The sequence below is a fragment of the Novosphingobium sp. PhB55 genome (assembly GCF_004368805.1).
Lineage (GTDB): Bacteria > Pseudomonadota > Alphaproteobacteria > Sphingomonadales > Sphingomonadaceae > Novosphingobium.
Map to the genome: position 1 here is coordinate 75,327 of NZ_SODQ01000009.1, position 26,323 is coordinate 101,649.

Genomic DNA, 26,323 nt, shown 5'->3' on the forward strand with positions numbered 1-26,323 from the left:
TCCCCGCCTTTTTCAATGAAATTCAGGTATCAAGGAAATCGTGATGACCGTGCCGACCCAGCTTCCTTCCAATGGCAGCTTCTCCTTTTCGGGGCGCACCGCGCTCGTCACCGGCGGGGGGCGCGGGGTGGGCGAGGCCGTTGCGCGCGAGATCCATGCGGGCGGGGGCAGGGTGGCCGTAAGCGATCTCGATCTGGACGCTGCCGAAGCGGTGGCGCGCTCGCTCGATCCTTCGGGCGAGACGGCCATGGCTTTCGTCCTCGACGTTCGCAGCAAGGACGATTTCCTCGCCGCGCGCGACCGGATCGCGGACGCGTGGGCGCGGGTCGATATCGTCGTCAACAACGCCGGTCTCGCGCGCCGCACGCCGACGCAGGATATCAGCCCGGAGGAATTCGACGAGATCGTCGCCATCAACATGCGCAGCGTGTTCCTCAGCTGCCAGATCTTTTCCGAGCACATGAAGGCGAACGGTTATGGCCGCATCGTCAACGTCACTTCGCTGGCGGGCCAGAACGGCGGCACCGTCGCCTCGCCGCATTATGCGGCCTCGAAGGCAGGCGCTATCATGCTCTCGAAGTACTTCGCGCGTTACCTGGCGGGAACCGGCGTGACCGTGAACGCCATCGCGCCCGGCCCGATCGACACCGCCAAGGGCCGGCTTTCGGAAGAACAGATCGCGCGCGTGGAGGCGGAAGTGCCGGTCGGCCGCTTCATGGAAGTGGGCGAGATCGCCGCTGCCGTCGCACTGGTCGCCTCGGATCGTGGCGGGTTCTTCGTGGGGGCCACGCTCGACATGAACGGCGGCCTCTACCTCCGGTAAGCGCATGGCATGCCGGCGCTCGTCCCGCTTTTCCAATGGCTTTATTCAATTGCGATTGGAGGCGGGATTTCCGCCGGGATAGCTTCTATCCGTAAAGCAATCCGGACGGCGGCAAGACCGATCCGGACAAGGAGAGTCTCATGTTCATTCGCAACACCTGGTACGTCGCCGCCTTTGCTGCCGAGATCGAGCCCGGCAAGACCCTGGCGCGGCGGTTTCTGAATGAACCGGTCGTGCTCTTCCGCACCTCGGACGGCCAGATCGCCGCGCTGGAGGACCGGTGCAGTCACCGCGCCATGCCGCTGAGCGCGGGCCATGTCGAAGGCGATGTCATCCGCTGCTGCTACCACGGCGTCGAATTCAACCGCCTGGGTGCCTGCACGCGCATCCCCAACCAGACCCGCATTCCGCCCTCGGCCAATGTCCGCCACTATCCGGTGCTGGAAAAGGACCACCTGATCTGGATCTGGATGGGCGACGAGGCGCTGGCCGATCCCTCCACCGTGATCGACAGTCCCGAGCACAACGATCCGGCCTGGACCTGGCGCCCCTACAACTTCCATGTGAAGGCCGACTGGCAGCTCATCATCGACAACATCATGGACCTGACGCACGTCCCCTACATCCATGCGCGTACCATCGGCGGCAATCCGGAACAGCACTACGGCGCCGACACCAAGGTGGAGTTCGACGGCAACAAGGTGACGCTCCTGCGCAAGATGCCCAACTCCGTCCCGCCGCGCTCCTACATCGATGCGGGCGGCTTCAAGGGCCGGGTCGACCGCTGGCAGGAAGTGCGCTTCGAACCGCGCGTGGGCATGACCTGCCGCGTCAATGCGGGCGGCTGCGATGTCGGGACCGGAGCCTATGAAGGCAAGCGCGATAACGGCTTCATGCTTGCCAACAACCATTTCATCACGCCTGAGACCGACCGGACCAGCCACTACCTCTGGACCATCTGCACCACCGCCTCGAAGGAAAGCGGCGTGCCCGAGGTGCTGTTCGACCAGTTCTTCGACACCATCACCGAGGATGAGGAAACGCTGCAGGCGCAGCAACTACGTATCGATGATGCACCGCATCGCGGCTTCGTGGGTATCGCCAGCGATGGTGCGGTCAACCAGGCCCGCCGCGTCCTGAGCAATCTGTTCGAGGCGGAGCAGGGCGAACTCGTCGCCGCCGAGTAATGCCTGCCGGTCTGGGTGAGACCAATGTGGGCGAAGCAAAGACCGGCACCCGCGCAAGGGTGCCGGTCTGGCTGCTCGGATCGATGACACTGAGCGGAACGCTCGGCATCCATATTTTCGCCCCCGCGCTGGTAGTCGCCGCGCAGGCCTTCGGTGCTCGCAATGCCGAACTGCAACTCGGTATCAGCCTCTACATCTGGGGTCTCGCCTTCGGGCAGCTCGTGCATGGCCCGCTGTCCGACCGCTTCGGCCGGCGGCATGTCCTGATTGCCGGCAGCGCCGTCTTCACATTGGCAAGCCTCATCGCGGCAACGGCGTTTTCGGCGAGCGTCTTCAACGTGTGCCGGTTCGCGCAGGCGCTGGGCGGCAGCGCGGGAATGGTGATCGCCAGGACCATCGTGCGCGACGTAAGCACGCAGGAAGGCTCGACCGGCAGCCTCGCCAAGCTCAACCTGATGATTCTGGTGGGGCCGGGGCTGGGCCCGGTGATCGGTGGGTTTCTGGTCACTCACGCGGGCTGGCAATCCATCCTGATCCTGCTGGGACTGTCGGGCGCGCTCAACACTGCTGCGATCGTCTCGCTCCTGCCGGAGACCGGTACGCCGCGTTCGGCAACGACACGGGGCGTGCTGGGAAACTATGCGCGGCTGGTCACCTCGGGTCATTTCGCGGCCTACGCGATCGGTGGCGGCTGCGTCACTACCGGCTGGTATGCCTTCCTCAGCGCTGCGCCGCTCATCTACCAGCAGCGCTTCGGACTGACGCCCGATGCGAGCGGCATGCACCTTGGCGTGGTGGTGGCCGGGGCCTGGATCGGCAGCTTTACCGCCTCGCGGCAGAGCCAGCGCTGGTCGGCGCCCCGAATGCTGGCACTGGGATGCCGGCTGTCGCTGGGCGCGGCCTTCGGACTGCTGGCGGCATTCCTTTCCGGCCTTGCCAGTCCGGTCCTCGTGACGGGGCTGATGTTCCTCTTCACCTGCGGTGTCGGTCTTGCCGGACCGGCGGCACTGGCGCTGGCCACGTCCGTCGATCCCGCCGCCTTCGGATCGGCTTCGGGGCTTTATGGAGCGATCCAGATGGCTGTTGGCGCGCTGGCGGCGGCCGGGGCAAGCTTCGGGCGAGACGGTGCGATGACGGCAATCGCGATCCTGATCGGCTGCGAGATCGCTGCGCTGTGCCTTTTCGCAGGCCGGGCGCGCCGCATTGCGAAGGCTCCCGTGCCATGCTCTAAACGTGCCCATGAAGATGCGTGAGCTTGAACAACGCACCGGCGTGCATCGGGAGGTGATCCGCCTCTATTTGCGCAGCGGTGTCATCCCGGAGCCGGACCGGCCCAAGCGCACGGTCGCGATATACCGCGAGGATCATGTCCAGGCGATCGCCACGGTTCGCAAGCTCCAGCATGAAAGTCGCCTCAGCCTGTCGCAGATCAAGGCGCTGATGGAGGGCGGCGGCCAGCAGCCCCGTGTCGATACGACGGCGCTGGACCAGCTGGAACAACTCGTGGCGCACCGCGCGGGCGAGGACCAGGGTCCGGTCACGGTCGCCTCGCTGCTGGAAACCTATCCTTCCGCCGCCGAGGATACCCGCATCCTCGCGGCCATCGGCGTCCTTGCGGTGATCTGTGACCCGATGGACCGAGCGGCCTCGAAGCCGCAATCTTGCGCGAGGAAATATTCGGGCCAGTGTTGGTGGCGACGCCGTTCGACGATGCCGACGAGGTGGTGCGCGCAGCGAATGACACGCGCTACGGCCTTGCCGCCAATATCTGGACGCGTGATATCTCGCGCGCGCATCTGACGGCCCGGCGTCTTCAGGCCGGCGTGGTCTGGGTGAACACGCATGGCATGAACGATCCTTCTGCACCGTTCGGCGGCGTCAAGGAGTCGGGATGGGGCCGTGAAGTCGGCGAGGAGGGCGTGATCAATTACACTGAAACGAAAACCGTGACGGTGCTTTTGTAAAAATGGTTGGATGCTGAGATCGGCTGCGGAAGAGCTTGATGGTCAGAAGGTCGGCAGTATCTGGTAATGGCTTTTTCTTGTAGGGCTGCCCGACTGGTAAAAGGCGACGAACTGGTTGCCCGCTGGTGACGGCGACCGACCTAGAATTGACTGCGCTGAGCAGTCGGTAGGTACAATTATGCATCCTGGCTGGGCGAATCCAACTACAGGAGTGCAGGTCGAACTCCGGGGCGAACTGCCGAACGTCACAATGCTATGCTGTTTGGTCTGCCGAGAGTTGGTTTCCGCTTCGTTCGCGCGTTGCCAGTGACGCACCGCCGCCGGATTGCCCGTTACTTTTCTTGGGTTGAGCCGGCATTGAAAGGGTGCGGTTGAGCAGAGCCGGTTCCCCGGAAGTATTCCAGGGAACCGGCGAGTGCCGTTAATATCGAGCGTTCAGTCCTATCTTGAATGCTGTGGGCGATCCGGGCGTAATGTTCGTGTTGCTATGCGCGAAGACGAAGTAGCGCTTGTTGAAGACATTCTCGACATTGAGCTGAGCGCTGACGTTTTCGCTCAGATTATAGTACAGCGCGGCGTCGACCCGCGTGTAGCCTGGCATCGACACGGCATTGTCGGTCGAGGCATAGCGTTTGCCCTGATAGAGAATGCCGACGGCGGCGCCGATCTGTTCGATGGGATCGAAGCGTGTCCACAGCGAGGCGGCATGCTTGGGCATGTTCGGCAGGATGTTGCCCGCCTTGACCGTGCCCGAGACGTTGTCGAGGAAAGTGCCGTCGGAATAGGTATAGGCACCCACCATGCTGAGCTGGTCGGTTATGTTGCCGGTTGCGCTCAATTCAACGCCCTTGGTCCTCTGGCGGCCGATCGGCACGGTCGCGGATGACGGGTTGTTGGGATCGCTGAGTGCCAGCACGTTGTCGCGATCGAGTTGGAACACCGCAGCAGTGACGTTGAATGTGGGGACCACGTCCCATTTCACGCCCAGTTCGTAGTTCTGGAACTTTTCCGGGGCCAGGCTCTCGTTACTGAGGGTCAGCCCGGTCAGCTGATCGCCGCCGCGCGGGAGATAGGTGCGCGAATAGCTGGCATAGATCGACGCGTTCTCGACCGGCTTGAAGATCAGGCCTGCGCGGGGCGACCACAGGTCGTCCGTGGTGGAGAAATTCCGTTGCTGGGTGGCAGGAAAGCCAACCGTGCGCGTGTCGGTGACGTCGGTCTTGAAGTGTTCGTAGCGAATGCCCAGGATCACGTCGAACATACTGGAAAGAGCGATCTGGTCCTGGACATAGCCGGCGACGAGATCCGTGGTTCCCTTGTTCGCACCGCTGCTGGCGACCGCGCGCCACAGCATGTCCGGCCGGGAAATCGTGGGATTGGCCACCGTCGCGTAGATCGTCTGCACGCCCAGCGCGTTGGTCGGGGTGGGGAAGAAGCCTTCCTGGCGCAGGTTGTCGGTCTTCTGGTGACCGTATTCGCCGCCCACCAGCAAGGTATGCTCGATCGATCCAGTGTTGAACTGGAGGTTGAGGTCGGTCTGGTTGATGAAGTTTTCGCGGTGGGTCAGGTTGTTGTAGCCTTGGATCGCGACGACCGTGCCGGGTGCATAGATTCCGGCGGGAAGGCCGGCCGGGTTGGTCATGGCCGCCGTGTTGACGGCGCCGGGGAACACGTTCTGGTAGAATTTGTCGTAATCGGCATAGCGCGTACGGTTCCGCAGCGAGATGCGGTCGCTGAAGCTATGCTCGATATAGAGTGAGGCGGCGTCGGTGTTCGTCCAGGTGGGGCTCTGGTCGGGATCGCCGAAGAATTGCGAGCGCGGCGTGCTTAGCGGCTTGCCCTGATAGCTGGATACCCCGCGATCGGCGACGCGATCGTCCTCGAAGTGTTCGTAGCCCATGGTGACCGTGGTTTCCGGGCCGGGGGTGAAGGTCACGGTCGGGTTGAAGCCCCAGCGCCGGTTGGTCACGCCGTCGCGGTAGCTGTCGCTGTTCTGGTAGACGCCGGTCACCCGAGCGGAGAGCAGGCTGCCCAGCGGCGCGCCGAGGTCGAACTGACCGCGGACATGATCGAAGCTGCCGCCTTCAAGTCGGAAGGCGCGGATCAGTTGTCCATTTGCTGCCTTGATCACGCGGTTCACGGCCCCGCCCACGCCGACGCGGCCGAAGATCATGGCGTTGGGGCCTTTGAAGACCTCCAGGCGTTCGATGTTGTAGAAGTCGCGATAGGTCTGGATATCGTCGCGCATGCCGTCGACGAAGAAGTCGCCCGTGGTGGCATTGCCGCGCAGGACCAGCGTCTCGCGGTTGCCCTCGCCCTGGGCGGAGAAGACGCCCGGGATGTAGCGGACGGCATCGCCGATGCTGTTCGCGGCCTGGTCCTGGATCTGCTTCAGCGTGACGACGTTGATCGACTGCGGTACGTCGAGCAGCGGCGTATCGGTTTTGGTCGCCGTGGTGCTGCGCTCGGTGCGATAGGACGACTGCGATTCATCGTCATGGATGGCCGTGCCGATCACGGTGATGCGGCCGAGATTGCCTGCATCCTGAGCATGACCCTGTGCGCTGACTACGGCCATGATAGCGCCGGCGGTAAGAGCGTGCGCCTTGGCGTGCCGCATCGAAAGCGGTTTTGACATCTTGAATGTTCCCCTGAACCTACGATTGAAAGCACGAAAGATAATGAGAACCATTCGCACTTGTCGGCGCCGATACAGGCAGGCATGGTCCAGCCCAAGAGGAGGCGGCGAACATGGACAATAATTGTGCTGACCCCAAGGTCATCCCAATGTTCGAGCCACATTTTGTAATCAAGGATACGGAAGGGGCATGAAATTACTCGTTCTGGAGGACGACGCCGAGCTATCGTCCTATCTTGAGCACGGTTTGCGCGAGCTGGGCCACAATGTGGCGGTAACCGGCGATGGCTTTGACGCCTTGTATCGTATTCTTGACGAGACCTTCGACGTCGCCATCCTCGACCGGATGGTTTCAGGACTGGACGGCCTTTCCGTGCTACGACGCGCGCGCCGGGATGGCTGCCAGACTCCGGCGCTGATGCTCACCGCGCTTTCGGGTATCGAGGACCGGGTGGAAGCACTGGAAGCAGGCGCCGACGATTATCTCGTCAAGCCCTTTGCCTTCTCCGAACTGGCCGCGCGCCTCAATGCCTTGGCGCGGCGCGCTGCGCCGGTGGCAAGTCAGCAAGTGCTGACGGCCGGCGATATCGAGATGAGCCTGCTGCGCCGAACGGTAAAGCGTGGGGGCAGGGCCGTGGAACTTCAGCCCCGCGAATTCAGCATTCTCGAACATCTCATGCGCAATGCGGACAGGATCGTGACCCGCACGCTGCTGTTGGAGAAGGTCTGGGACTTCGGCTTCGACCCGCAGACGAATATCGTGGAAACCCATATGAGCCGCTTGCGATCCAAGCTGAACGAAGGCTTTTCCGTCAACGCGATAAGAACCATCCGGGGATCGGGATATATTCTGAACTACGATGCCGACTGACCCGCCCGGCGGAAGGTTGCCGCGACGCGTGCCGCATCCTCGAACCGTCCGGACGCTCGCGCTGGTCGTGGCGCTGGTATCGTGCCTGATCACCGCAGCCTTGGGGGGACTGACTTATTGGTACGTTCACGAGGAGGTCGAGCGTCAGATCGATGAACGGATTGCCGTCGATGCTTGAACACTCCTTCAATTCGAGCGTACGCACGGGTTCGAGGCGTTGGTGCAGCTGGTGCGTGTCAAGGATGCCTATACGCCGCCCGCGCCGACCGGGCACCTAGCGGTGGTCGACATCGCTCTGGATCGGACGATGGGCTATATCGTCGCAGATGCCCAAGGCGTGCGCCGGGCGGGAGGGCTAGACGCGGACATGCCGCCGTCTGGATGGAGCGAATTCATCCATTTCAGACATCCGGACGGGCGAGATGCGATTGCCCAAGGCCTGAATTCCCGGCTCGGCGGTGGGGGATATCTGCTCGTTGCAGCAGATAGAACGGCGGTCGACCAGATCGATGCGGTCCTCCTGCGGCTGTTCCTTGCCGCCTTCGGAATCCTGTTCCTCGTCAATCTTGCCCTCATTCTCGGGTTCGGCCGCGCGGTGCGCCGACGCCTGGACGCCATGGCACGCGGGGCCGAGGCGATCATGGCCGGTGACATGTCTCGCCGAATGCCGGTGGAAGGAACTTCGGACGAGTTCGACGAGCTTGCGACAGTTCTCAACGGCATGCTCGACCGGATCGTTGCGCTGGTGACGCGGTTACGCGAATTGTCGAGCGGCCTGGCCCACGACTTGCGCACACCGCTCAGCCGCATGCAGACCAAGCTGGAGCGGTCGGCCGGCATGGCCAGGGACGTGGAGCAGCAGGAACTGCTGGAGGCGGCGATAGACGACGGCAACCGACTGGCCGACCTTTTCGCCGGCTTGCTCTCCATCGCGGAAATAGATGGTAGACGGGCCCAGCGACGCTTCGTTCGCCTTGACCTTGGCGCGGCAGTTGAAGATCGCCGAGGCCCACCGCCCGGCTTTCGAGGATAGCGGGCATCGCCTCCTGATCGAAACCGAACAAGCCTTCGTGCTGGGGGATCAGGCGCTGCTTCAGCGAATAGCCGCGAACCTGCTCGACAATGCGCTGGTCCATACGCCGCGCGGTACCACCGTGACTCTCCTTGTCCGCAACCTGGCGGAGGAGATCGCGTTGAGCGTGTGCGACGATGGGCCGGGCGTTGCCGTGGAGGATCGTCAACGCATCTTCGAGCGGTTGGTTCGGTTGGAACCCGGCAGGTCGGGACCGGGGTACGGGCTGGGTCTAAGCATAGTCGAGGCCATTGCCGCCGCTCATGGCGGCACGGCCTCCGCGCTTGCCCCCGATTCCTGCGGAAATGAGGGGCTTGCAATCGAAGTCTTGCTTCCTTCTTTCAAGGATCAGAACGCCGGTCTGATGACAAAGGCCTCCGCCCGTCGTCGAGGGAGCCCTGGCTTCGAGTAGGCGGCGCGCGCTACTTGACCGGGCCGATGCAAACGCCCTGTCCGCCGGATGTCCCGGTGGATTTAGCGCAAAGAAGGATCGGGTCGATGTCGACCAGTCGCAGTGACCTCACCATCTTTTCCGTCGAAATCTTGTATTTCAGGAACTGCGGTGAGCGAATGTGGCTCTCGTAGGCAGCTTTGCTGGCGTAGACTTCAAGCAGCCTGATCTTGGCCGGCGTCTCGGCGATGGCGAAGGAATGGAGCATCAGGACGCCCGGCTCCAGGTGGACCGAGGCTTCCTGCTCCTCCGCCAGGATCGCCTTATAGGCATCGAGCTGTGCGGGATCTATGTCGAGTTCGGCCATGCGAACCATGGCCGTGCCAAGATCCGGCTTCCCTTGGTCCCCGGCAGACGCGGGGGCAATGCCGGTAGCGAGGGACAGGGCACAGAGCGTTGTCAGAATGAGCTTCATGGTTGCCTTCCAGCATGCAGTCGTCGGTTTCAATCGCCGATCGGATTCAATTCGCGGATCAGGTCGATCAGCAGCCGCAGCGGGACGGGCAACTGCCTTCGGCCGGGATAGTAGATGTGCAGCCCATCATCGAGCGAAGCCCATTCGGTCAGGACCAGCTGCAGTTCCCCGCGCGCCACCTCTGCCGCCACGCTTTCTTCCGTGGCGTAAATCAAGGCTGCACCATGCCGGGCGAGAGCCACGGCCGTCTCGCTGTCATTCATCGATATGCGGCCGGGAACTGAGATCGAGAGCGTTTCCTCACCCCGGTCGAATTCCCAGCTGTAAGTTCGGTCGTCGCCTAGCTTGATCTGCACGCAGCGGTGGTCCTGCAGGTCCTCGGGGTGCTGCGGAATGCCGAAGCGCTCCAGATAGGCAGGCGACCCGGCCACTACCCACCGCAAGTCGCGCGTCAGTCGCTGGGCGATCATGTCCGCAGGCACGGTTCCGCCGAAACGGATGCCGGCATCGAAACCCTGGTTTACGATGTCGACGATGCTGTTGTTGACGCAGAGATCGATCTCGACGTCAGGATAGCGATCGAGGAACGCCGGCATAACTGGCGCGAGCAGGTGGATCGCAGCCTGGTCTGGCACGTTCAGCCGGATACGGCCCGCCGGGGATCCGCGAAACCGGTTCAGTGTGTCGACGGCCGCATCGATGCGCTCGAAAGGATCGGCGATTTCGGCCAGCAGTGCTTCGCCCGCAGCTGTCAGTGTGACGCTGCGATTTGTCCGGTTGAGCAACCGCACGTCCAGACGTTCCTCAAGACCGCGCAGTGAGTGGCTGAGCGCCGAGGCACTTACGCCGAGTTCGACACCGGCGCGCCGGAAGTTTCTGTGCCTTGCGATGGCCAGGAAGTAGCTGAGATTGGCTATGTCTGATCGGCTGAAGCTCATCGCGGGATAAGATACTCCTGTGGCTGTTCTGCTCATAGGAGTGCTTTCGCGCGATCCCAAGCGGGTTTGTTCTATCGGGAACCTAGCGCCGGTACTGGGCGGCCGTCACCGGTTCGAGCCATTCGACGTTCGCGCCGCCCACCGTTTCCTGGATCGCGATATGCGTGACGCCCTCTTGGGGAGATGCGCCATGCCAGTGCTTCACACCGGGCGGACACCAGACGGCATCGCCGGGCCGCATCTCCACAACTGGCCCGCCTTCGATCTGGGTCCAGCCCAGGCCGGCGGTGACGATGAGGTGCTGGCCCATCGGGTGGCGATGCCAGTTCGATCGGGCGCCCGGCTGAAAGGTGACTTCGCCGGCGTATACTGCGCTGGGCGGCGATGCGGGAAATACCGGACGCACCGTGACGGAGCCAGTGAAGTTCGAGGCCGGTCCGGATGTCGCAGTGCGTTCTTCTGCGCGGCTGACCCCGGCCTCCGCCGTCTGCGCCGCGACCGGAGACGCCGCGCAAACGGCGACCACCGCCAATATATTCGCCGAACGCCGGATCGTGGCGCCGCTCATTTCGCGGCGCGCTGGGCGAACACGTCTTTGGCGACGGCCAGCGCGGACATGGCATTGGGCCAGCCGGTGTAGAAGGCGAGGTGGGTGATCACTTCGGCTGCTTGTTCCTGGGTGAGGCCCGCATCCATCGCGCGGCCGAGATGGTAGCTGACCTGCTCCGTCTGTCCCGCGGCGATCAGCGCGGCCACCGTCACCAAGCTGCGGTCGCGCGGGGCGAGGTCCGGGCGGAGCCAGAGGTCGCGAAACAGATAGTCGGTGGTGTAGCCCACCAGACCGGGGGCGACGCTGTCATAGAGTTCGCCAACTCGCTGCTTGCGCACGGCCTCCGCTGCCTCATCGAGAGGAAGCGGCGGCGGCGTCTCGGCGGGAAGCTCATCGCCGCCGATGCCGCGCCGGGCAAAGACTTCGCCAACGGGGCCTACCGCCGCCATCGCGTTGCCCCAGCCCGAATAGTAGGCGAGGTGCGTGATCGTCTCGGAAATCTCGCGCTGCTTCACGCCGTTCTCGATCGCCTGATCGGCGTAGTAGGTGAGCGCCGGCGCCTGCCCGCGTGCAATCAGGGCGGCCACGGTGATGAGGCTGCGATCGCGCCGGTCAAGGCCGAGGCGTTTCCAGACGTCGCCGTAGAGACGGTCCTGCGTGTATTTTTCGAGGGCCGGGGCCACCTTGCGCACTTGCTCGGGCGAAAGGCGGCGGCCTTCGACATTGGGCTGCTGGGCCTGTGCTGTGCTGGTCATGAGGATCAGTCCTGTCATGGCTGTAAAGAGAAGGCGCATGGGAACGGCGCCGATCAATGGGCGACGAAGCCGCCGTCGACCGGCAGCGCGACGCCGAGGACGAAGCTGGAACCGGGGCTGCACAGCCAGAGCACGGCCTGCGCGACCTCGTCGGCGTGCCCAAGGCGGCCGATCGGTTGCATCTTCAGGATTTCGGTCATGGCGTCCGATTGACCGTCGAGCATCTCGGCGACCATCGGCGTGTCGATGGTGCCGGGGCACACGGCGTTGATCCGGATACCGCGCGGCGCATATTCAATCGCTGCGCTCTTGGTAAGACCGATCACGCCGTGCTTCGACGCATGATAGGCCGCCCGACCGGGCAGGCCGACCAGTCCGCCGAGCGAGGAGCAATTGACGATCGCGCCGCAGCCCTGCGCGCGCATGTGGCGCAGCTCATGTTTCATGGAGGCCCAGACGCCGCGCAAGTTGACGGCATTCACCCGATCGAAGTTTTCCGCAGGCTCGTCGGCAGCATCGCTGGGCGGCACCTGGATGCCCGCGTTGTTGAACGCCATGTCGAGACGGCCGTACTCCGCCACCGCGCGGTCGACAGCGTCGGATACTTGCGCCTCGTCGACCACGTCGCAGGCGATGCCGACGGCGCGATGTCCCGCGTCGCGGAGCTTGGCGGCCTCGGTTTCGGCAAGATCGCCGTCGATATCCGCCAGCAGGACAGCGGCGCCCGCACGGGCGAAGGCTTGCGCGGCGGCGAGGCCCATGCCCTTGCCCGCGCCGGTGACGAAGGCGACCTGGCCGGAGAAGTCGTAATGTACGGCCATGTCAGCGCCCCACCATCGCAGCTTGTGCGGCTGAGTAACGGTCCCCGGCGATGCGGACCTGACTGGATGCAGCCTCCAATGTCTCGACGTCTTCCGTAGAGAGGGCGAGCGTGTCCGCGCCCATGTTCTCGATGAGCCTGTCCACTTTCGTGGTGCCAGGAATGGGGACGATCGAAGGATGCTTGGCCAGCAGCCAGGCCAGCGCCACTTGTGCGGGGGTTACGCCCCGATCGGCAGCGAAGCGGCGGATGATGTCCACCAGCGCCTGGTTGGCCTTGATGTTCTCCGCCTGGAAGCGCGGGACCGTGCTGCGGAAATCATCGCCTCCGAAGGCCGCATCGGCACCCAGAGCGCCGGTCAGGAAGCCCTTGCCCAGCGGGCTGAACGGGACGAGCGAGATGCCCAGTTCCAGCAGCGCGGGAATGACCTCATCCTCCGGTTCGCGCCACCACAGCGAATATTCGCTTTGCAATGCGGCCACCGGCTGCACGGCATGCGCGCGGCGTATCGTGCCGACGCCAGCTTCGGACAGGCCGAAATGCTTGACCTTGCCTTCCTCGATCAGCGTCCTGACCGCACCCGCGACATCCTCGATCGGCACATCGGGATCGACACGATGCTGATAGTAAAGGTCGATCGCCTCGACCCGCAGGCGGGCGAGCGATTCCTCCACCACTCTACGGATGTGCTCGGGCCGACTGTTGAGCTTGCTCCAGCGATCCGTATCGCCGGAGGCTGCTTCGAAGCCGAATTTGGTGGCGATGAAGACCTGCCCCTTGAAGGGTGCGAGGGCCTCACCGACCAACTCCTCGTTGAGGCGCGGCCCGTAGACTTCGGCAGTGTCGAAGAAGGTCACGCCCCGTTCCACCGCCTCGCGAATGAGGGCGATCATCTCCTGTCGATCCTTGGGCGGGCCGTAGGACCAGCTCATGCCCATGCAGCCCAGACCGATGGCGGACACGTTTGGGCCGTTAGCGCCCAGTTCACGCTGTTGCATGTTGAATTCCTCTGCTTACGGGTCAGGCGACGGGCGGGAGCGGTGCCTCCTTGTCGGTAATAACAACACGATCGGACCCGCTGTGTGTCATGAGATCGCCGCCATGCAACGTTGAGATAATCTCATGTCTCGTTGTGGATTCGGTGGCACTACGCTCGGGAGCGCGGGATGGGAGGGAGTTGACAGGCCAAGCCGCCGCTACCGCCTGATCCCTGAAGTAGATCGGACCGTTCAAGCGCTCCCGGAGCTTCCGGCAATCATTCAGCAGGAGGACCTGACGATGGACCAGTGCGAATGAACCATCTTCGTTCCAGTATCCGTGCGGACTCTGCAATTACATTTATTCAAAATTGCCTTGACCGTCGGTGTCACCATTATAATCCTTGCAGTATAGCTTGGGAGAGGGGCAGGAATGAAGACGTTAGGGCGTTGTATAGCGACATGCGCCATTTTTATGACGGCCGCGGCTCAGGCTCAGGCGCCTTGGCAGCCACCCTCTACCAGCCTGTCTTCATCAGTTGCCGTGGAGAGCAAAACCGCGACGGGTGCTACGTTTCGGCGTAGCGGAACCTCTTTCACCATTACCTTCTGGAACGACCGAACCGTGCACATCACGAGCGGTACGTCTGCTTCAAAGTCAGCAGGGCGCGAACTTGCGATCGTAGGTGTTCCGAAGTTGATCCGCTGGTCCATGTCGGAAAATGATTCCCGGTTTCTGCTGACGACATCGGCGATGCAAATAGCCGTCGACAAGAAGTCAGGCGCAGTCGCGATGCTAGGCGAAGATGGCGCGCCGATCATCGCCGAGAGTGATCCACTGACCCAGAAAATGGGCTCTACGCCAGATCTCGACGGTGCCGTGCAACAGCGCTTCCGGCTGGAAGGCTCGCAAGGCATTTACGGTCTCGGCCAGCATCAGACCGGGGTTCTGGACCTTATCGGCACGACCACGCGGCTCCAGCAGGCCAATACCGATGTCGGCGTTCCCGTGCTGGTATCGACGCGCGGCTATGGTCTCTTCTGGAACAATCCGGCCGTCACCGATGTCGACGTCGATGTCCCGCAGGCCCGCGAGCAAATCGTGTTCCGCTCCCAAGCGGGGAAAGGGATCGATTACTTCCTCTTCGCCGGTCCTGACGTGGACGATATCATCGGGGCCTATCGCGATCTGACCGGGCAGGCTCCGCTCATGGCGCGCTGGACCTGGGGGCTCTGGCAGTCGAAGGAACGTTACAAGTCGCAGGCCGAATTGCTCGGTGTGGCGGCGGAGTATCGGCGGCTCGGCATACCGCTGGATGCCGTGGTTCAGGACTGGCAATATTGGAAGCCTGGCGCGTGGGGCAGCCAATTGATGGACCCGGCCCGCTATCCTGATCCCAAGAAGATGCTGGCTTCGCTACACGACCAGCATGTGCACAGCATCGTCTCGGTATGGCCCCGGTTCGATCTCGACCTCGACACCACGAAAGAACTTGACAGGGCCGGCGCGCTCTATCCGGAGACCTACAACAACGTCTATCCCGCCGGACGGGGGCGCTGGTACGACGCCTTCTCGAAGAACGGACGCAGCCTCTACTGGAAGCAGATCGCCGCCCGGTTGGGCGTCAACGGCTTCGATGGCTACTGGCTGGACGGAAGCGAGGCCGAACTGGGCGGCGCCTGGGGGCAGATGCGGGATGTCACCACGGCGGCCGGCCCCGGCGCCGAGGTCTACAATGCCTATCCGCTCATGCACACGGCTGCCGTCCATGACGGGATGCGCGCAGACTATCCGGCGAAGAGGCCGATCATCCTCACACGTTCGGCATGGGCCGGACAGCAGCGCAATGCCGCGATCACCTGGTCGGGCGATGTGGCAGGCAGTTGGACGGTGTTCCGAAAGCAGATCCCCGCCGGCGTGAATTTCTCGATGAGCGGCATTCCTTATTGGTCGGTCGACATCGGTGGCTTCTTCGGCGGCAACCCGGCGGACATCGGTTACCAGGAACTGTTCACGCGTTGGCTTCAGTCGGCGGTGTTCAATCCGATGTTTCGCATCCACGGCACGGGTGCCGGCAAGGAAGTATACAGCTTCCCGGAGGCAGCGCGCCCGCCCCTGCCTTCCGCAATCGCCTTGCGTTACCGACTGCTGCCCTATCTCTACGCACAGTCATGGCAGGTCACCGACCGAGGCGCTTCCTTCCTTTATCCGGTCGGGATGCGTTTCCGGGATGACATGGACGCGCGCGACCTGCCGGACGAATATATGTTTGGCCGGTCCATCCTCATCAGTCCCGTGGTGCAGAAAGCCGCGGTGGCGCGCGAGGTCTACCTGCCGAGCGGCACCGACTGGTATGACTTCTGGACGGGCGAGCGCATCCGGGGCGGCCAGCGGATTTCCGTCGCGGCGCCGATCGACCGTCTGCCGGTCCATGTTGCTGCCGGGACTATTCTGCCCTTGGGGTCACCGGTCCAATATGCGGATGCTTCGCCGAACCTCCCGGTCGAACTGCGCATCTATCGCGGGGCAGACGGACGGTTCACCCTGTACGATGATGCGGGAGATGGTCAGGGCTGGCGGCGCGGCGAGCGGGCAACGATCGATTTGAGCCTGGACGACAAGGCCGGCACATTGACCATCGGACCGCGACGAGGGCGATACCCAGGGATGGCCCAGAGCCGCATCTTCAGAGTTGTGGTCGTAGCTCCGAAGTCCGGCACTGGGTTGAGCGAGGCGGAAGGCCAGGAAGTGCGCTTTCACGGAAGGTCGCTGCGTGTAGAACTCGATCGGAAACTTTAGCTGCCGCCGTTTCCGCCTGTGCCAACTTTCACGCGCGCGAGACGTTTTCGACAAAGGATAGCGGCCGGGCAACCTTCTGGAAGATTGCCCGGTGTCGGCCACGCTCACGTTCGGCCGTCCGGGACCAGATGCGCCTGTTGGCCGGGTCTGGCAGACATCCCCGCCCGCCATGCCGATCAGTTTGTGCTGATCGGGTAACGGTCCAGGATTGCGCTTGCCACGCCGTTGGTCCAGCCAAAGCCGTCCTGGAGCGGATACTCACCGCCGCCGCCGGGCAGACGCTCCTCGACATCGTACTTTTCGAGCATTTTTCCGGTTTCTTGGTAGGTGACTTCGACCGTCTTGATCCAGCGGGTCGCGATGTCTTGCGCCAAGTCTTTGTGGCCGTACCGCTCCAGACCCTCGATGGCGACCCATTGAAGGGGAGCCCAGCCGTTTGGTGCGTCCCACTGTTGGCCCGTGCGGAGGTTTGTCGTGCGCAGCCCGCCTGGCGCGATCAGCTTGTCCCGGGTCGTATTCGCAACCGCTCTGGCTTGTCCGGTGGAGGCCATGCCGACGAACAGAGGATAGAGAGTTGCGCTCGACAGGACGGGCGTTGCCTTGCGATCATACCAGGCCCAATCGGAGTAGCGGGCTTCCTTGCCCAGCCACAGATACCGATCGACGGAGGCTTTGCGTAGATCGGCCCGCTTGACGAATTCTTTAGCGCAGGGCCTGTCGCCCGCTTGTGCACATTGCTTGGCAATGTGCCGCTCTATCGCCCAGAGCAAGGCATTGAGGTCGATGGGCACGATCGATGTCGTCTCGATCGTGGAGAGATCCTTTGGATCGGTAAGCCAGCGTGAGCTGAAGTCCCATCCGCTTTCCGCGCCGGCGCGCAGGTTTCGGTACATCTGCTCGGGTGGACGGCCGGATGCTTTTGCCGCGGTTGCGCGATCTTCGGCGAAGGACTCGTCGCGCGGCGTGTCGCGATCGTCCCAGTAGCGATTGAGCAGGCTGCCATCCGGCATCGGCATCACGCGGTCACAGGGTTTCTTGGATTTCTGCGCGCAACCTTCGCCGGCCATCCAATAGGCGTATTCCTTGCGCAGTGCCGCAAGGCGGCGGGCGCGCACCGCAGGGTCAGTTTGCTTCGACAGGTCGAGCATGAGCGCAAAGAACGGTGGCTGCGAACGGCTCAGATAGTAAGTGCGCGTTCCGTTGGGAATATGGCCGAAGCGTTCGATCAGACTGGTGAAGTTGTCGATCATGCTTTCGACAAGATCGTCACGTTTGTCTGCAACGAGGCCGAGCATGGTAAAATAAGAGTCCCAGTAATACTTTTTCGATGAAGTGTTTCGCGCGTGGCACTGATAGATAAACTCGCATTTTCAATGCGATTCCAGCCGGTTTTGGCAGAAGATTTATTTCGGCGATTTTATCAGGGGCCACATAGGGGTCACATGGATCTAAGTTTACGAGTGGTCCAGGCCGAGATTGTCCTGCTTTAACCTGGATGGTCATCAGGGAAATCGAGCTTCCGTGCAATAAAGCTGCATCAATTTCGTTCAAAATCGAGATTTAGGATACAGGATGTGGGGTGACCCCAGCACATGCGATAATAGCACTTGTTACATAAGCCTATTTGACGCCATTCCACCCCAATGAAGCTGGCCAAGGTGGCGCTGCAAGCGGGCATTCCGCGCTATTTCCCGTGGCAATTCGGCGTCGATTTCGAGGCGATCGGCCGCGGTGGGCCGCAGGACATTTTCGATGCCCAGCTTGACGTACGCGAGCTGCTGCGTTCGCAGGACAAGACTGAGCGGGTCGTCATCTCTACCGGCATGTTCATGAGCTACCTGTTCGAGCCGAGCTTCGGTGTGGTCGATCTAGAGAACAGCGAGGTTCATGCACTCGGCAGCCTCGATACCGCCGTGACGCTGACGACGCCCGACGACATCGGCTTTCTGACAGCCGAGATCGTGTTTTTCGAGCCGACGATCCGGAACGAGATCGTTTTCCTCGCTGGCAAGACCGTTACATACGGCGAAGTCGCGGACAAGCTGGCGGCGGCGTTTGGCCGTCCGTTCAAGCGGTTGGTGTGGACCGTACCCTTCCTCATGGAAAAATTCGAGTCCTGTATCCAAATCGGTGGGATAGTTCGGAAACATAAGCTGTGTAGGCGTCCGCTATACCCGCCTTCAGGCTCTAAAGCCGACAGTCGCCTACGGCCAATCTTGAGCATCGAAGATAAGAAAGCGGACGGGCAGCAGCTAGAAACGGAAAATTGGCGGCTGAGTGTCCGAGACGGGGCGCTTTCGCCGGTCGCGCAACGCCTTGAGTTGGGACTTTGCCGCCGCTCCCAGGGGTCGCAACGAAGGACTGCATTCGGATAAATCGGCCGTTCGCGGGCCTTGAGGGACGCGCGAGTTCAACCGCTCCAGGCGGACCATTTTCAGCAAGGCGCGAAGGTCGCCAGGAAAATTCGAACCTCGCGTTGGCCCCATCCGTGCCTCAGCCATGCTCATTTCGTCGGCAACTGAACCTCTGCGTTCGCCGTTGCCATTGTGGCACCATTTTGATCAGCCATAAGACATTCGAGGTGCACCAGATGGCTACCGGCCTCATCAACCGACTTCTCAATCACTCGGCCGGTCATCACGGTTACATCACCGGTGAATGCGGGGCCACGGTATTGCGATTTGGAATGCACCACGGCGCCCCATTCGCCGGCCCAACCGGACATGTAGTCGAGAAGCCAAGCCCCCATGGAAGCACCGTAGCCGTAAGCACGCGGCATGCCGATGAACTTGGCCCAGCGCGGGAACAGGTGACCACGCGACGGCCCGATATAGGCGCCGTCGGTGAGCTCCGGATTGATCTTCTCCATCACCGGATCGCATTCATAACCAGCCATTTCGTCCACGAAGCCTAGATCGGCTGGGTCGAACTGCCCGGCGCGGTTATAGCTGCCCCAGGTGGTGAAAAGATAGGCGCGCCACTCCGTAGTGAAGCTTGCGATGCTGTGCGGGCCGACAACGCGAACCGGCAAGGAATCGCCGACGGCTACATCCTCCCAGAAGCGCTTGCCGTGCGCCAATGCGTGAAGCATGTCGATGTATTCGAGTTTGCGACCCTCGATATCCCGAAGCCCTTCGTCGCTACAGACGGGATCATCTTCGCCCTGGAGCGAGCTCATCTCCACGGCGAGATCGCGGCGGTAGCGGATGCTGGTCGAGCGCTGACGTGCGATCAGCTGGCCGCTCTGATTGTAGTAGTTGTTGTCGCCGCGCTGAAAGCAGGTTGGTCCGGCGAATTTGGTCTGCTTGACCGCATAATCGAACGGAATCATTTCGTGGATCACGCGGTCACCGTCGAAAATCGGGATGCCGGTAAACCACCATTCGTCTCCGCCAAAGATGAGGTGAGAATTGGGTATCTTGCCGATCGCAGCCGGGCCGCAGCCATGGCCGTCCGCTGCTGCGATGGCGAACGATTGCGGCGCGACAAGCCGCCCGTACCGACCGACCGCAGCAAATTCGTCATCGTAGTGTAGCCGGTTGGGATAGTGCATCGCTTGGGCCCACCGGCGAATATCGATGTTCCGGATGGGATCGCGCACGCTCGTAGGTTTGATGGGGATTCCCATGTACTGGTCGAGATCAGAACAATCGAGCGTTTCAGTCATCCGTATTTCCCTAAGAATTTGTTGGTCGCTCGGTGCGCGCCGAGGCATCAAGAAGCGATCTTCGCCGTTGAAATGCCATCTTGCCTGTTCGGCGGTTCATAGCGCGGAGGGCGGGTGGCCCGCGCAGCTCGGGTTCATCGAGGAAGTTGGCCGTCTCTTCGTCGCTTATCAGGCGGATTCGTCTTCCGAGTGAGCCGCCACGTCGCTTCCCAATTCAAGGCCAGCGAGGTCGCCACTTTCGCGCCAATCGCCGACGAGCTGTTCGAACGCGGACCAGCCCGGCCCATAAGATTCGCCCAGGTACCAACGGTTCTTGGAGGTATCGCCGTCGTTGTTGAAGTAGCTCGGCGGGCACTCGCGCTGGAGATGCGAGATGTCGATCGCGGTCGATCTGATCAGCTCCACCCATTCGTCCTGCGCGTGGAGCGAAGGTTCGACGGTCGTCAGGCCACGATCCAGCGCCGCCTTGATGATGTAGGCGATGTGATACCCTTGACGGCTGAACTGATGCGTGGTGGTGGCGAAGAAACCGCCCTGGATGTAGCCGGTGAAGAACTGGTTGGGGAAATTGTGCGCCATCACCCCGTGCAGCGTGCGGAAGCCGTTCTCCCAATACTTATACAAGGAAAGCGCACGGCGCCCTTCGATCGCCTGGATGCCCCAGCGGCGCTCGAGGTCCGAGGTAACCTCGAAACCGCTCGCTGATACGAGGCAGTCAATTTCATACTCCAGGCCCTCATGAATGAACCCTTTCTCGGTCATCCGCTCGACGCCGCGCGTACTCGACACGTCTATCAGCTTTACGTTCGGCTCATTGAACGCCTCGTAATAATGATTGCTGGACAGCGGCCTCTTGCAGTTGAAGTAGAAGTACGGCTTGAGAACTTCGGCGGTCGCCTCATCTTCTACGATGGCGGCAACACGCTGGCGCATTCGCTCCATGACCCGGAAATCCATGGCCTCGCGCTTCTTCATGAACTCGGCAGGGGACTGGGGCCAACCTGCGACGTCGAACTCGGCCGCAAGATTGCGATTGATTTCGGTCCAGATGTCGCAAATCAGATCCGGCTGACCGGGCTGCAGCCCGTTTACTGCCGCGTCGTGGAAGTTGAGTTGTCGCTCGTGCTGCCATCCCGGTTGCAGCGAATTCACCCAGTCGGGATCCGTCGGTGGGTTGGGCCGCTCATCGACACTCGAAGGCGTACGCTGGATTACGTAAAGCTGCTTCGCGTACTTAGCTAGATAGGGGATTGCCTGGATGGCGGTCGCGCCCGTGCCCACAATCGCAACGCGCTTGTCTGCAAGCTTGCTCAGGACAGGATTGCGCCATTCACCGCCGGTGTACTCGTAATCCCAGCGCGCAGTGTGGAAAATCTTGCCTTTGAATCCTCGGATGCCCGGAATTCCTGGCAGCTTTGGCTTGTTCAGCGGTCCCCCGCACATGACAATGAAACGAGCGCGGATGTCGTCGCCACGATTGGTCGCAATACGCCAGCGATCAATCGACGCATCCCACTTCAGCGAGCGAACCAAGGTGTGAAACAAGGCGTTCTCATACAGCCCGTATTTCCTGGCTACCCGCTGGCAGTGTTCCTGGATCTCGTAACCGTCAGAGAACTTTTTGGTGGGAACAAAGCCCGTTTCTTCGAGCAGCGGCAGGTAGCAATAGGCATCGTTGTCGCACTGAATTCCCGGGTAGCGGTTCCAGTACCAAACTCCGCCGACGTCGCCCGCATGCTCGATCAGGCGAAAATTCGATATACCGGCATTGCGAAGATGCACACCGGCCATGATCCCCGACCAGCCCGCTCCTAGCACAGCGACATCGAGGTCCTCGCAAAGCGGATCCCTCGCCTCCACCGGCATATGAGGATCATCCTCGTAGGCGGCGGCAAAATCTGCTTCTGCCTTGATGTACTGGTTCTGGCCCTCCGGCCGCAACCGGCGAACGCGCTCCTGTGCATATCGCTCACGAAGAGTTTCGATATTGATTTCTTCGCGAGATGGAACTCGAGTTGGCCTGCACGTCATACGCTCGTTCGCTCATTATGATACGGCAATGGTCTTTTTTGGTGGCATAGGGTATGGTGTATGTCAACTCCGGGCTTCAAGAAGAGGGCAGGCATGAGTACGTCCAGCGAAATGATGGTAAACAAGCGGACGCGCGGCCGACCTCGGCAGGGCGAAATCGAAATCATCGATACCAAGCTCCTTGAGGGAGCACTTCAGGAATTTATCAAGACGGGATACGGCGGCACGGCGATGTCGCAAATCGTTCGCGCGCTTGGGATATCCAAGACCACACTCTATTCGCGCTTCGCCTCGAAAGAAGCTCTGTTTGAGGCAATCATCAAGCGTCAGGTAGACCGCCTCTCCGGCGCAACAGCACTTCAGGTCGACGGCACCTGGCTGGAGCTGGGAATGGGCCTTCGAGCTTACGCAAACCGCACGTTAGAGGTCAGCCTTGAAGGCGAGCTCAGGCAGGTAAATCTGCTGATTTACAGCGAGGCGCATCGCTTCCCCGAATTGGGGATGGCCGCTGCGGAGCGGTCGCAACAGGGCATCGGGCAAATATCCGAATTCATTATCCAATGCGCTGAACGCGACCAGGTTTCAGTTCGCGACCCGGTCGGCGTGGCTGAAGCGTTCATTTTTATGCTGCGTGGCTGGTACGTGAACGTCTTGCTTACAGATCAGCCTGTGAGCGCCGCCGTACGGGAAGCCTGGGTCGAGCGCGCCGTCGCCGTTCTATTATCAGATCGGTCCAATTGGTAACCAGACAGCGCCGCCCTTGACACCACGCCGACGCACTGCAAATAAAGTCCATATCAGTATCATTGCATCGTCGGAGTCGTTCATGAACTTTGAGGTCATTCCCCTTACGGCGTCGATAGGCTCGGAAATTCGCTCTTCTGCCGAAGAGATAATCAGTCCGCAGGGGGCGGCGAAACTTCGCGAAGTTCTGATCGAACGCGGTATCGTAGTGGTGCGCGGTATAGGGCTCACAGACGACCAGCAGTTGGCACTTTCCAATCACATGGGCACGGTTCGCGATGAGGGCGAGCGGGGCGTCATGAAGATCACCATGGACAAGAACGAAAATGCGGCCGCGGAATACCTCAAAGGCTCGTGGCTCTGGCATCTTGACGGAACCCATGATGACGTTCCGATTTTCGCTTCCTTGCTGAGCGGTCGCGTCCTCTCCCAAGTTGGAGGTCAAACCGAATTCGCCAACACACATGCTGCCTACGACGCCCTGCCTGACGAGATGAAGGCACGCATCGAAGGGCTGAAAGTCGCCCATAGCATCGGCGTTTCAATGCGCCGCGCCGGCGTCGAGGCCAGCCCCGAAAACGAAGCACGTTGGCGAATGGCGCCAGACAAGATCCATAATCTGGTCTGGACGCACAAATCGGGACGCAAGTCCCTTGTGATCGGGTGCCACGCCTCGCACGTGGTCGGCATGGACCGGGACGAAAGCGCCGCGCTGCTCGAAGAACTGCTCGCGTGGACGACGCAGGCGCGCTTTGTCTATCGGCACGACTGGACCATTGGCGATCTTGTCATTTGGGACAATACGGGCGTCTTGCACCGCGCGGAGCCCTACCCAATCACAGCGGCCGGATGATGCATCGCACAACGCTGGTTGGCGAAGAAGCCTTCGCCTGACGCTGTCGATACTGATCTCAGAGAGGATTTGGAGATGACACCGAATGTTCCCGCGCATTGGGATCTTGAGGCGGATCTGGTGGCGATCGGATCGGGTGGCGGCGGCCTGTGTGCGGCGATCACGGCTGCCGATCACGGATTGAGCGCGCTGGTTCTGGAAGCCTCTGACGAACTGGGGGGCGTCACTGCCTACTCGATGGGCGAGATCTGGATTCCGGGCAATCACCTCGCGGCCGAAGCCGGGATCGAGGACAGCGCGGAAAGCGGTTTCCGGTACGTCCAATCGCTTGCCATGGGGTACGGCGAGGAAGCGCTGATGCGCAATCAGGCGATTCACGGGCCCGTTGCGCTTAAGTACTTCGAACAAACGATCGGTCTCAAGATGATGCCGATCGCAAATTTCGCCGACTATTACTTCCCGCACAACAACGATGCGACCTCGGAAGGTCGTTATCTGGAAGTCGAGCCTTTCCCTGCCGAGACGCTGGGAGAGTGGCAGCACAAGACACGCCTGTCGCCGCACATTCCGGCCGGTTTTACGCACCAGGACATCTTCGGCGGTGGCGGCCTCGCCAACATGCTGGGGTGGGATTACGGTTTGCTCGCCGAACGCCTGGAGAAGGATGAACGCTGCATCGGACCGGGCCTTGCAGCCTATTACGTCAAGGGTGCGATCGACAAAGGCGTAGACCTGCAGGTCGGCATCAGCGCTGAAGCTCTGATCAATGATGGAGAGCGCGTTGTCGGGGTTCGTGCCAAGCGCGGCGGCCGGGACGTTTTCGTAAGGGCGAAACGCGGCGTCGTGATCGCAGTCAGCGGTTTCGAGCGCAACAAGCAACTCAACAAGGATTTGAGCTTGCTGATCGATGCCGGCTCGATGGTCATGGGTACAGTTGATGGCGCGGCTATGCGCCTGGCTGGTCCGGTCGGCGGGCGGATCGCTCGGGTTCCCGATCCACCGGCGCTCGGCGTCCACATCCCGGGCGAAGAACATGACAATGGTTCTCCGTTGTGGCGCGGAGCCATTCCGCTCATGGGCTTGCCCCACACAATCGTTGTGAACAAGGCGGGCAAACGGTTCAGCAACGAGGCCTTCTATCGCTCGGTGTATTTCGCAGCCGATCACATAGACGGGGCCACCCAGACGACGCCCAATCTGCCGTGCTGGATCATTCTCGATGGGCAAGCCCGAGCGAAGTATCCATTCGGATCAAGCATGCCAGGCGAGGACCTGCCCGAAGGCCTGAGCGTCAAGGCGGATTCGATCAGCGAGCTTGCCGGAAAAATCGGAGTCGATGCCCAGGCGCTTTCCGACACTATCGAGCGGTTCAACGCTGGCGCTGAAGTCGGCCAGGATCCCGACTTCAACCGGGGTACGTTCCCATGGGGCGCTAACATGTGCGGCGATCTCAAGCATGCGCCCAACCCGAACTTGGGTGCCCTGCGGGAAGCGCCTTTCTACGCTGTAGAACTCAAGCCGATCGGCGGCGGGGGGATCAGCGGCACGGGCCTCGTCGCAGACCAGCATTGCCGTGTTCTTGGCTGGGACAGCAAACCGATTGAAGGTCTCTACGCTGCGGGCGGTTCTGTCGTCCGCTTCGACACGGGGGCGGTGATGCAAAGCGGCATGTCGAATGCGCGCGGAATGACTCACGGCTACCTGTCCGGCCGACATGCCGCTGGGCAGCCCAGCGATCTCCTCGAAATCGCACTGTGCGCATCGGCATGATCGAGACCGAACAGTCCGTAGTCATCGGCGCTCCGATCGAAGATGTCTGGGGATACGCCAAGGACATCAACGGGTGGGCGAAGCTCATGCCTGGTCTGCAGGACTGCGCGATCATCGATGAGGATGATTCGCATTGGACCCTCAAAGTGGGGGTCGGCGCGCTTGTGCGTACCGTCAAAGTCTTTGTCCACGTGGACCGTTGGTCCGGTCCCAGCGAAGTCGACTTCGCCTATACCCTGCAAGGCGACCCCGTAAGGGGCGGCGGTGTCTATCGGGCCAAAGCCCTTTCGCCAAACCAGACCGAAGTCACGTTAGGCGTACAGGTGATCGGCGAAGGCCCCATGGCCCCGATGTGGGAAGCGATGGGCAAGCCGCTGCTCCCGAAATTCGCTCGTGCCTTCGCGGAGCAGTTCAAAGCGGAAATCGAGCAGGCAAGCCCGGGACCCACTGCTGCAAGGGCGGGCGCAGCAACTGACATCGCGCCGAAGAGGGGTTTCCTCGCGCTCGCGCTGGGCTGGCTCCGCCGGCTCTTCCGGAGCGAGGGCGTTGCGCGGCAAAAATTGAAGGGAGAAGGCAGATGAGCCAGCAGAACAAGGACCTGGTCGTCAAATTCATCAAGGCATTCAGCGACGGCGACGCTGTGACGGCTGAAACTTGTCTAGCGCCTGGAGCACAGACGGTGGCCAAGGGATTTGGCAAACTTTCTGGGCCGAGGCCACGCGAACTGATCCTCGCGACGACTGCGGCCTTCAAGGAAACCATTCCAACGGGGCTCCAGCCCCATTTCGTGACCGTGACCGCCGAGGGCGAACGGGTCGTGGTGGAATTCGAAGGTAACGCCATGCTCGCGAACGATACGGATTACCGCAATCAATATTGCATGGTCTTCACCCTTGAGAATGGGCTGATCAAACTCGTGAACGAGTATTACTGCACGCTCCTCGCCGACGAACGCATTCTGCCGCTTCTCGCGGATGTCGAGGCACAGCGCTGATTT

Annotated in this window: 26 protein-coding genes; 16 read left to right on the top strand and 10 right to left on the bottom strand. The window is 61.7% G+C overall.

Features of this window, described 5'->3' with window-relative positions; all coding sequences use genetic code 11:
* Nucleotides 1-43 precede the first annotated feature (43 nt).
* The 5 genes from EDF57_RS21715 to EDF57_RS21735 all read left to right on the top strand — a co-directional run bounded on the left by EDF57_RS21715 (nucleotide 44) and on the right by EDF57_RS21735 (nucleotide 3,974).
* Nucleotides 44-823 carry an SDR family NAD(P)-dependent oxidoreductase gene (locus EDF57_RS21715; protein ID WP_134095794.1) on the top strand — a complete coding sequence of 260 codons (780 nt, stop codon included), beginning with the start codon at nucleotides 44-46 and terminating at the stop codon, nucleotides 821-823.
* Between the two features lie 140 nt (nucleotides 824-963).
* Complete coding sequence (locus EDF57_RS21720; RefSeq protein ID WP_132265454.1) at nucleotides 964-2,010, top strand: aromatic ring-hydroxylating dioxygenase subunit alpha; 1,047 nt, start codon at nucleotides 964-966, stop codon at nucleotides 2,008-2,010.
* Nucleotides 2,010-3,263 (top strand): Bcr/CflA family efflux MFS transporter, encoded by a 1,254-nt coding sequence (locus EDF57_RS21725; protein ID WP_134095795.1) that lies wholly within the window; start codon nucleotides 2,010-2,012, stop codon nucleotides 3,261-3,263. The genes EDF57_RS21720 and EDF57_RS21725 overlap by 1 nt, the downstream gene beginning before the upstream one ends.
* The gene (locus EDF57_RS21730) at nucleotides 3,250-3,810 is read left to right on the top strand and encodes a MerR family transcriptional regulator (RefSeq protein WP_243841208.1); all 561 of its coding nucleotides are present in this window, start codon (nucleotides 3,250-3,252) and stop codon (nucleotides 3,808-3,810) included. The genes EDF57_RS21725 and EDF57_RS21730 overlap by 14 nt, the downstream gene beginning before the upstream one ends.
* Nucleotides 3,702-3,974 carry an aldehyde dehydrogenase family protein gene (locus EDF57_RS21735; RefSeq protein WP_243841209.1) on the top strand — a complete coding sequence of 91 codons (273 nt, stop codon included), beginning with the start codon at nucleotides 3,702-3,704 and terminating at the stop codon, nucleotides 3,972-3,974. Before EDF57_RS21730 ends, EDF57_RS21735 begins: the two co-directional genes overlap by 109 nt.
* A 421-nt stretch (nucleotides 3,975-4,395) precedes the next feature.
* Here the strand turns inward: EDF57_RS21735 and EDF57_RS21740 are convergent, their stop codons facing one another.
* Entirely contained in the window at nucleotides 4,396-6,612 is a 2,217-nt protein-coding gene (locus tag EDF57_RS21740; protein WP_134095796.1) for a TonB-dependent siderophore receptor, read from the bottom strand.
* A 190-nt stretch (nucleotides 6,613-6,802) separates the two neighbouring features.
* Between EDF57_RS21740 and EDF57_RS21745 the strand changes: the two genes are divergently transcribed.
* From EDF57_RS21745 to EDF57_RS26075, 4 genes are read left to right on the top strand one after another with little or no spacing between them, the layout of a single operon-like run.
* A complete protein-coding gene (locus EDF57_RS21745; protein ID WP_134095797.1) occupies nucleotides 6,803-7,483 on the top strand; it encodes a response regulator transcription factor in 681 nt (226 codons plus the stop codon).
* A gap of 28 nt (nucleotides 7,484-7,511) precedes the next feature.
* On the top strand, nucleotides 7,512-7,661 hold the full coding sequence (locus tag EDF57_RS26065) for a hypothetical protein (protein ID WP_243841210.1): 150 nt from the start codon (nucleotides 7,512-7,514) through the stop codon (nucleotides 7,659-7,661).
* Nucleotides 7,662-7,712: 51 nt separating this feature from the next.
* Nucleotides 7,713-8,516 (top strand): HAMP domain-containing protein, encoded by an 804-nt coding sequence (locus tag EDF57_RS26070; RefSeq protein ID WP_243841211.1) that lies wholly within the window; start codon nucleotides 7,713-7,715, stop codon nucleotides 8,514-8,516.
* Entirely contained in the window at nucleotides 8,476-8,967 is a 492-nt protein-coding gene (locus EDF57_RS26075) for a sensor histidine kinase (protein ID WP_243841212.1), read from the top strand. The genes EDF57_RS26070 and EDF57_RS26075 overlap by 41 nt, the downstream gene beginning before the upstream one ends.
* A 10-nt stretch (nucleotides 8,968-8,977) precedes the next feature.
* On the opposite strand, the gene EDF57_RS21755 is transcribed toward EDF57_RS26075, so the two are convergent.
* Genes EDF57_RS21755 through EDF57_RS21780 form a run of 6 tightly spaced genes read right to left on the bottom strand, consistent with a single transcriptional unit; the run spans nucleotide 8,978 to nucleotide 13,482 of the window.
* Nucleotides 8,978-9,421, bottom strand: a complete 444-nt coding sequence (locus tag EDF57_RS21755) for an antibiotic biosynthesis monooxygenase family protein (protein WP_243841213.1) — start codon at nucleotides 9,419-9,421, stop codon at nucleotides 8,978-8,980.
* A gap of 29 nt (nucleotides 9,422-9,450) precedes the next feature.
* Nucleotides 9,451-10,419: a LysR family transcriptional regulator gene (locus tag EDF57_RS21760; RefSeq protein WP_243841214.1), complete on the bottom strand. Its 969-nt coding sequence runs from the start codon at nucleotides 10,417-10,419 to the stop codon at nucleotides 9,451-9,453.
* 22 nt (nucleotides 10,420-10,441) lie between these two features.
* The gene (locus tag EDF57_RS21765; RefSeq protein WP_134095798.1) at nucleotides 10,442-10,927 is read right to left on the bottom strand and encodes a cupin domain-containing protein; all 486 of its coding nucleotides are present in this window, start codon (nucleotides 10,925-10,927) and stop codon (nucleotides 10,442-10,444) included.
* Entirely contained in the window at nucleotides 10,924-11,664 is a 741-nt protein-coding gene (locus EDF57_RS21770) for a carboxymuconolactone decarboxylase family protein (RefSeq protein WP_208324930.1), read from the bottom strand. Before EDF57_RS21770 ends, EDF57_RS21765 begins: the two co-directional genes overlap by 4 nt.
* A 53-nt stretch (nucleotides 11,665-11,717) precedes the next feature.
* The gene (locus EDF57_RS21775) at nucleotides 11,718-12,485 is read right to left on the bottom strand and encodes a glucose 1-dehydrogenase (protein ID WP_134095799.1); all 768 of its coding nucleotides are present in this window, start codon (nucleotides 12,483-12,485) and stop codon (nucleotides 11,718-11,720) included.
* Between the two features lies 1 nt (nucleotide 12,486).
* Nucleotides 12,487-13,482 carry an aldo/keto reductase gene (locus tag EDF57_RS21780; RefSeq protein ID WP_134095800.1) on the bottom strand — a complete coding sequence of 332 codons (996 nt, stop codon included), beginning with the start codon at nucleotides 13,480-13,482 and terminating at the stop codon, nucleotides 12,487-12,489.
* A 454-nt stretch (nucleotides 13,483-13,936) separates the two neighbouring features.
* Here EDF57_RS21780 and EDF57_RS21785 point away from each other — a divergent pair, with 454 nt between their 5' ends.
* Entirely contained in the window at nucleotides 13,937-16,261 is a 2,325-nt protein-coding gene (locus tag EDF57_RS21785) for a TIM-barrel domain-containing protein (RefSeq protein ID WP_243841229.1), read from the top strand.
* 176 nt (nucleotides 16,262-16,437) lie between these two features.
* Here the strand turns inward: EDF57_RS21785 and EDF57_RS21790 are convergent, their stop codons facing one another.
* Nucleotides 16,438-17,619, bottom strand: coding sequence for a trehalase family glycosidase (locus EDF57_RS21790; protein ID WP_347876965.1), 1,182 nt, complete (start codon nucleotides 17,617-17,619; stop codon nucleotides 16,438-16,440).
* Between the two features lie 285 nt (nucleotides 17,620-17,904).
* On the opposite strand from EDF57_RS21790, the gene EDF57_RS26080 reads away from it, so the two are divergent.
* Nucleotides 17,905-18,636 carry an NmrA family NAD(P)-binding protein gene (locus EDF57_RS26080; RefSeq protein ID WP_243841215.1) on the top strand — a complete coding sequence of 244 codons (732 nt, stop codon included), beginning with the start codon at nucleotides 17,905-17,907 and terminating at the stop codon, nucleotides 18,634-18,636.
* Between the two features lie 128 nt (nucleotides 18,637-18,764).
* On the opposite strand, the gene EDF57_RS21800 is transcribed toward EDF57_RS26080, so the two are convergent.
* A complete protein-coding gene (locus EDF57_RS21800; protein WP_134095803.1) occupies nucleotides 18,765-19,928 on the bottom strand; it encodes a MaoC family dehydratase N-terminal domain-containing protein in 1,164 nt (387 codons plus the stop codon).
* Nucleotides 19,929-20,096: 168 nt separating this feature from the next.
* Nucleotides 20,097-21,869, bottom strand: coding sequence for an NAD(P)/FAD-dependent oxidoreductase (locus tag EDF57_RS21805; RefSeq protein ID WP_243841216.1), 1,773 nt, complete (start codon nucleotides 21,867-21,869; stop codon nucleotides 20,097-20,099).
* 183 nt (nucleotides 21,870-22,052) lie between these two features.
* Here EDF57_RS21805 and EDF57_RS21810 point away from each other — a divergent pair, with 183 nt between their 5' ends.
* The 5 genes from EDF57_RS21810 to EDF57_RS21830 all read left to right on the top strand — a co-directional run bounded on the left by EDF57_RS21810 (nucleotide 22,053) and on the right by EDF57_RS21830 (nucleotide 26,320).
* The gene (locus tag EDF57_RS21810; protein WP_166675350.1) at nucleotides 22,053-22,703 is read left to right on the top strand and encodes a TetR/AcrR family transcriptional regulator; all 651 of its coding nucleotides are present in this window, start codon (nucleotides 22,053-22,055) and stop codon (nucleotides 22,701-22,703) included.
* 82 nt (nucleotides 22,704-22,785) lie between these two features.
* Nucleotides 22,786-23,556: a TauD/TfdA family dioxygenase gene (locus tag EDF57_RS21815; protein ID WP_243841217.1), complete on the top strand. Its 771-nt coding sequence runs from the start codon at nucleotides 22,786-22,788 to the stop codon at nucleotides 23,554-23,556.
* Nucleotides 23,557-23,631: 75 nt separating this feature from the next.
* Complete coding sequence (locus tag EDF57_RS21820; RefSeq protein ID WP_134095806.1) at nucleotides 23,632-25,326, top strand: FAD-binding protein; 1,695 nt, start codon at nucleotides 23,632-23,634, stop codon at nucleotides 25,324-25,326.
* Nucleotides 25,323-25,907 carry an SRPBCC family protein gene (locus EDF57_RS21825; RefSeq protein ID WP_134095807.1) on the top strand — a complete coding sequence of 195 codons (585 nt, stop codon included), beginning with the start codon at nucleotides 25,323-25,325 and terminating at the stop codon, nucleotides 25,905-25,907. Before EDF57_RS21820 ends, EDF57_RS21825 begins: the two co-directional genes overlap by 4 nt.
* Nucleotides 25,904-26,320, top strand: a complete 417-nt coding sequence (locus EDF57_RS21830; protein WP_134095808.1) for a nuclear transport factor 2 family protein — start codon at nucleotides 25,904-25,906, stop codon at nucleotides 26,318-26,320. The genes EDF57_RS21825 and EDF57_RS21830 overlap by 4 nt, the downstream gene beginning before the upstream one ends.
* The last annotated feature ends 3 nt before the right edge of the window (nucleotides 26,321-26,323 follow it).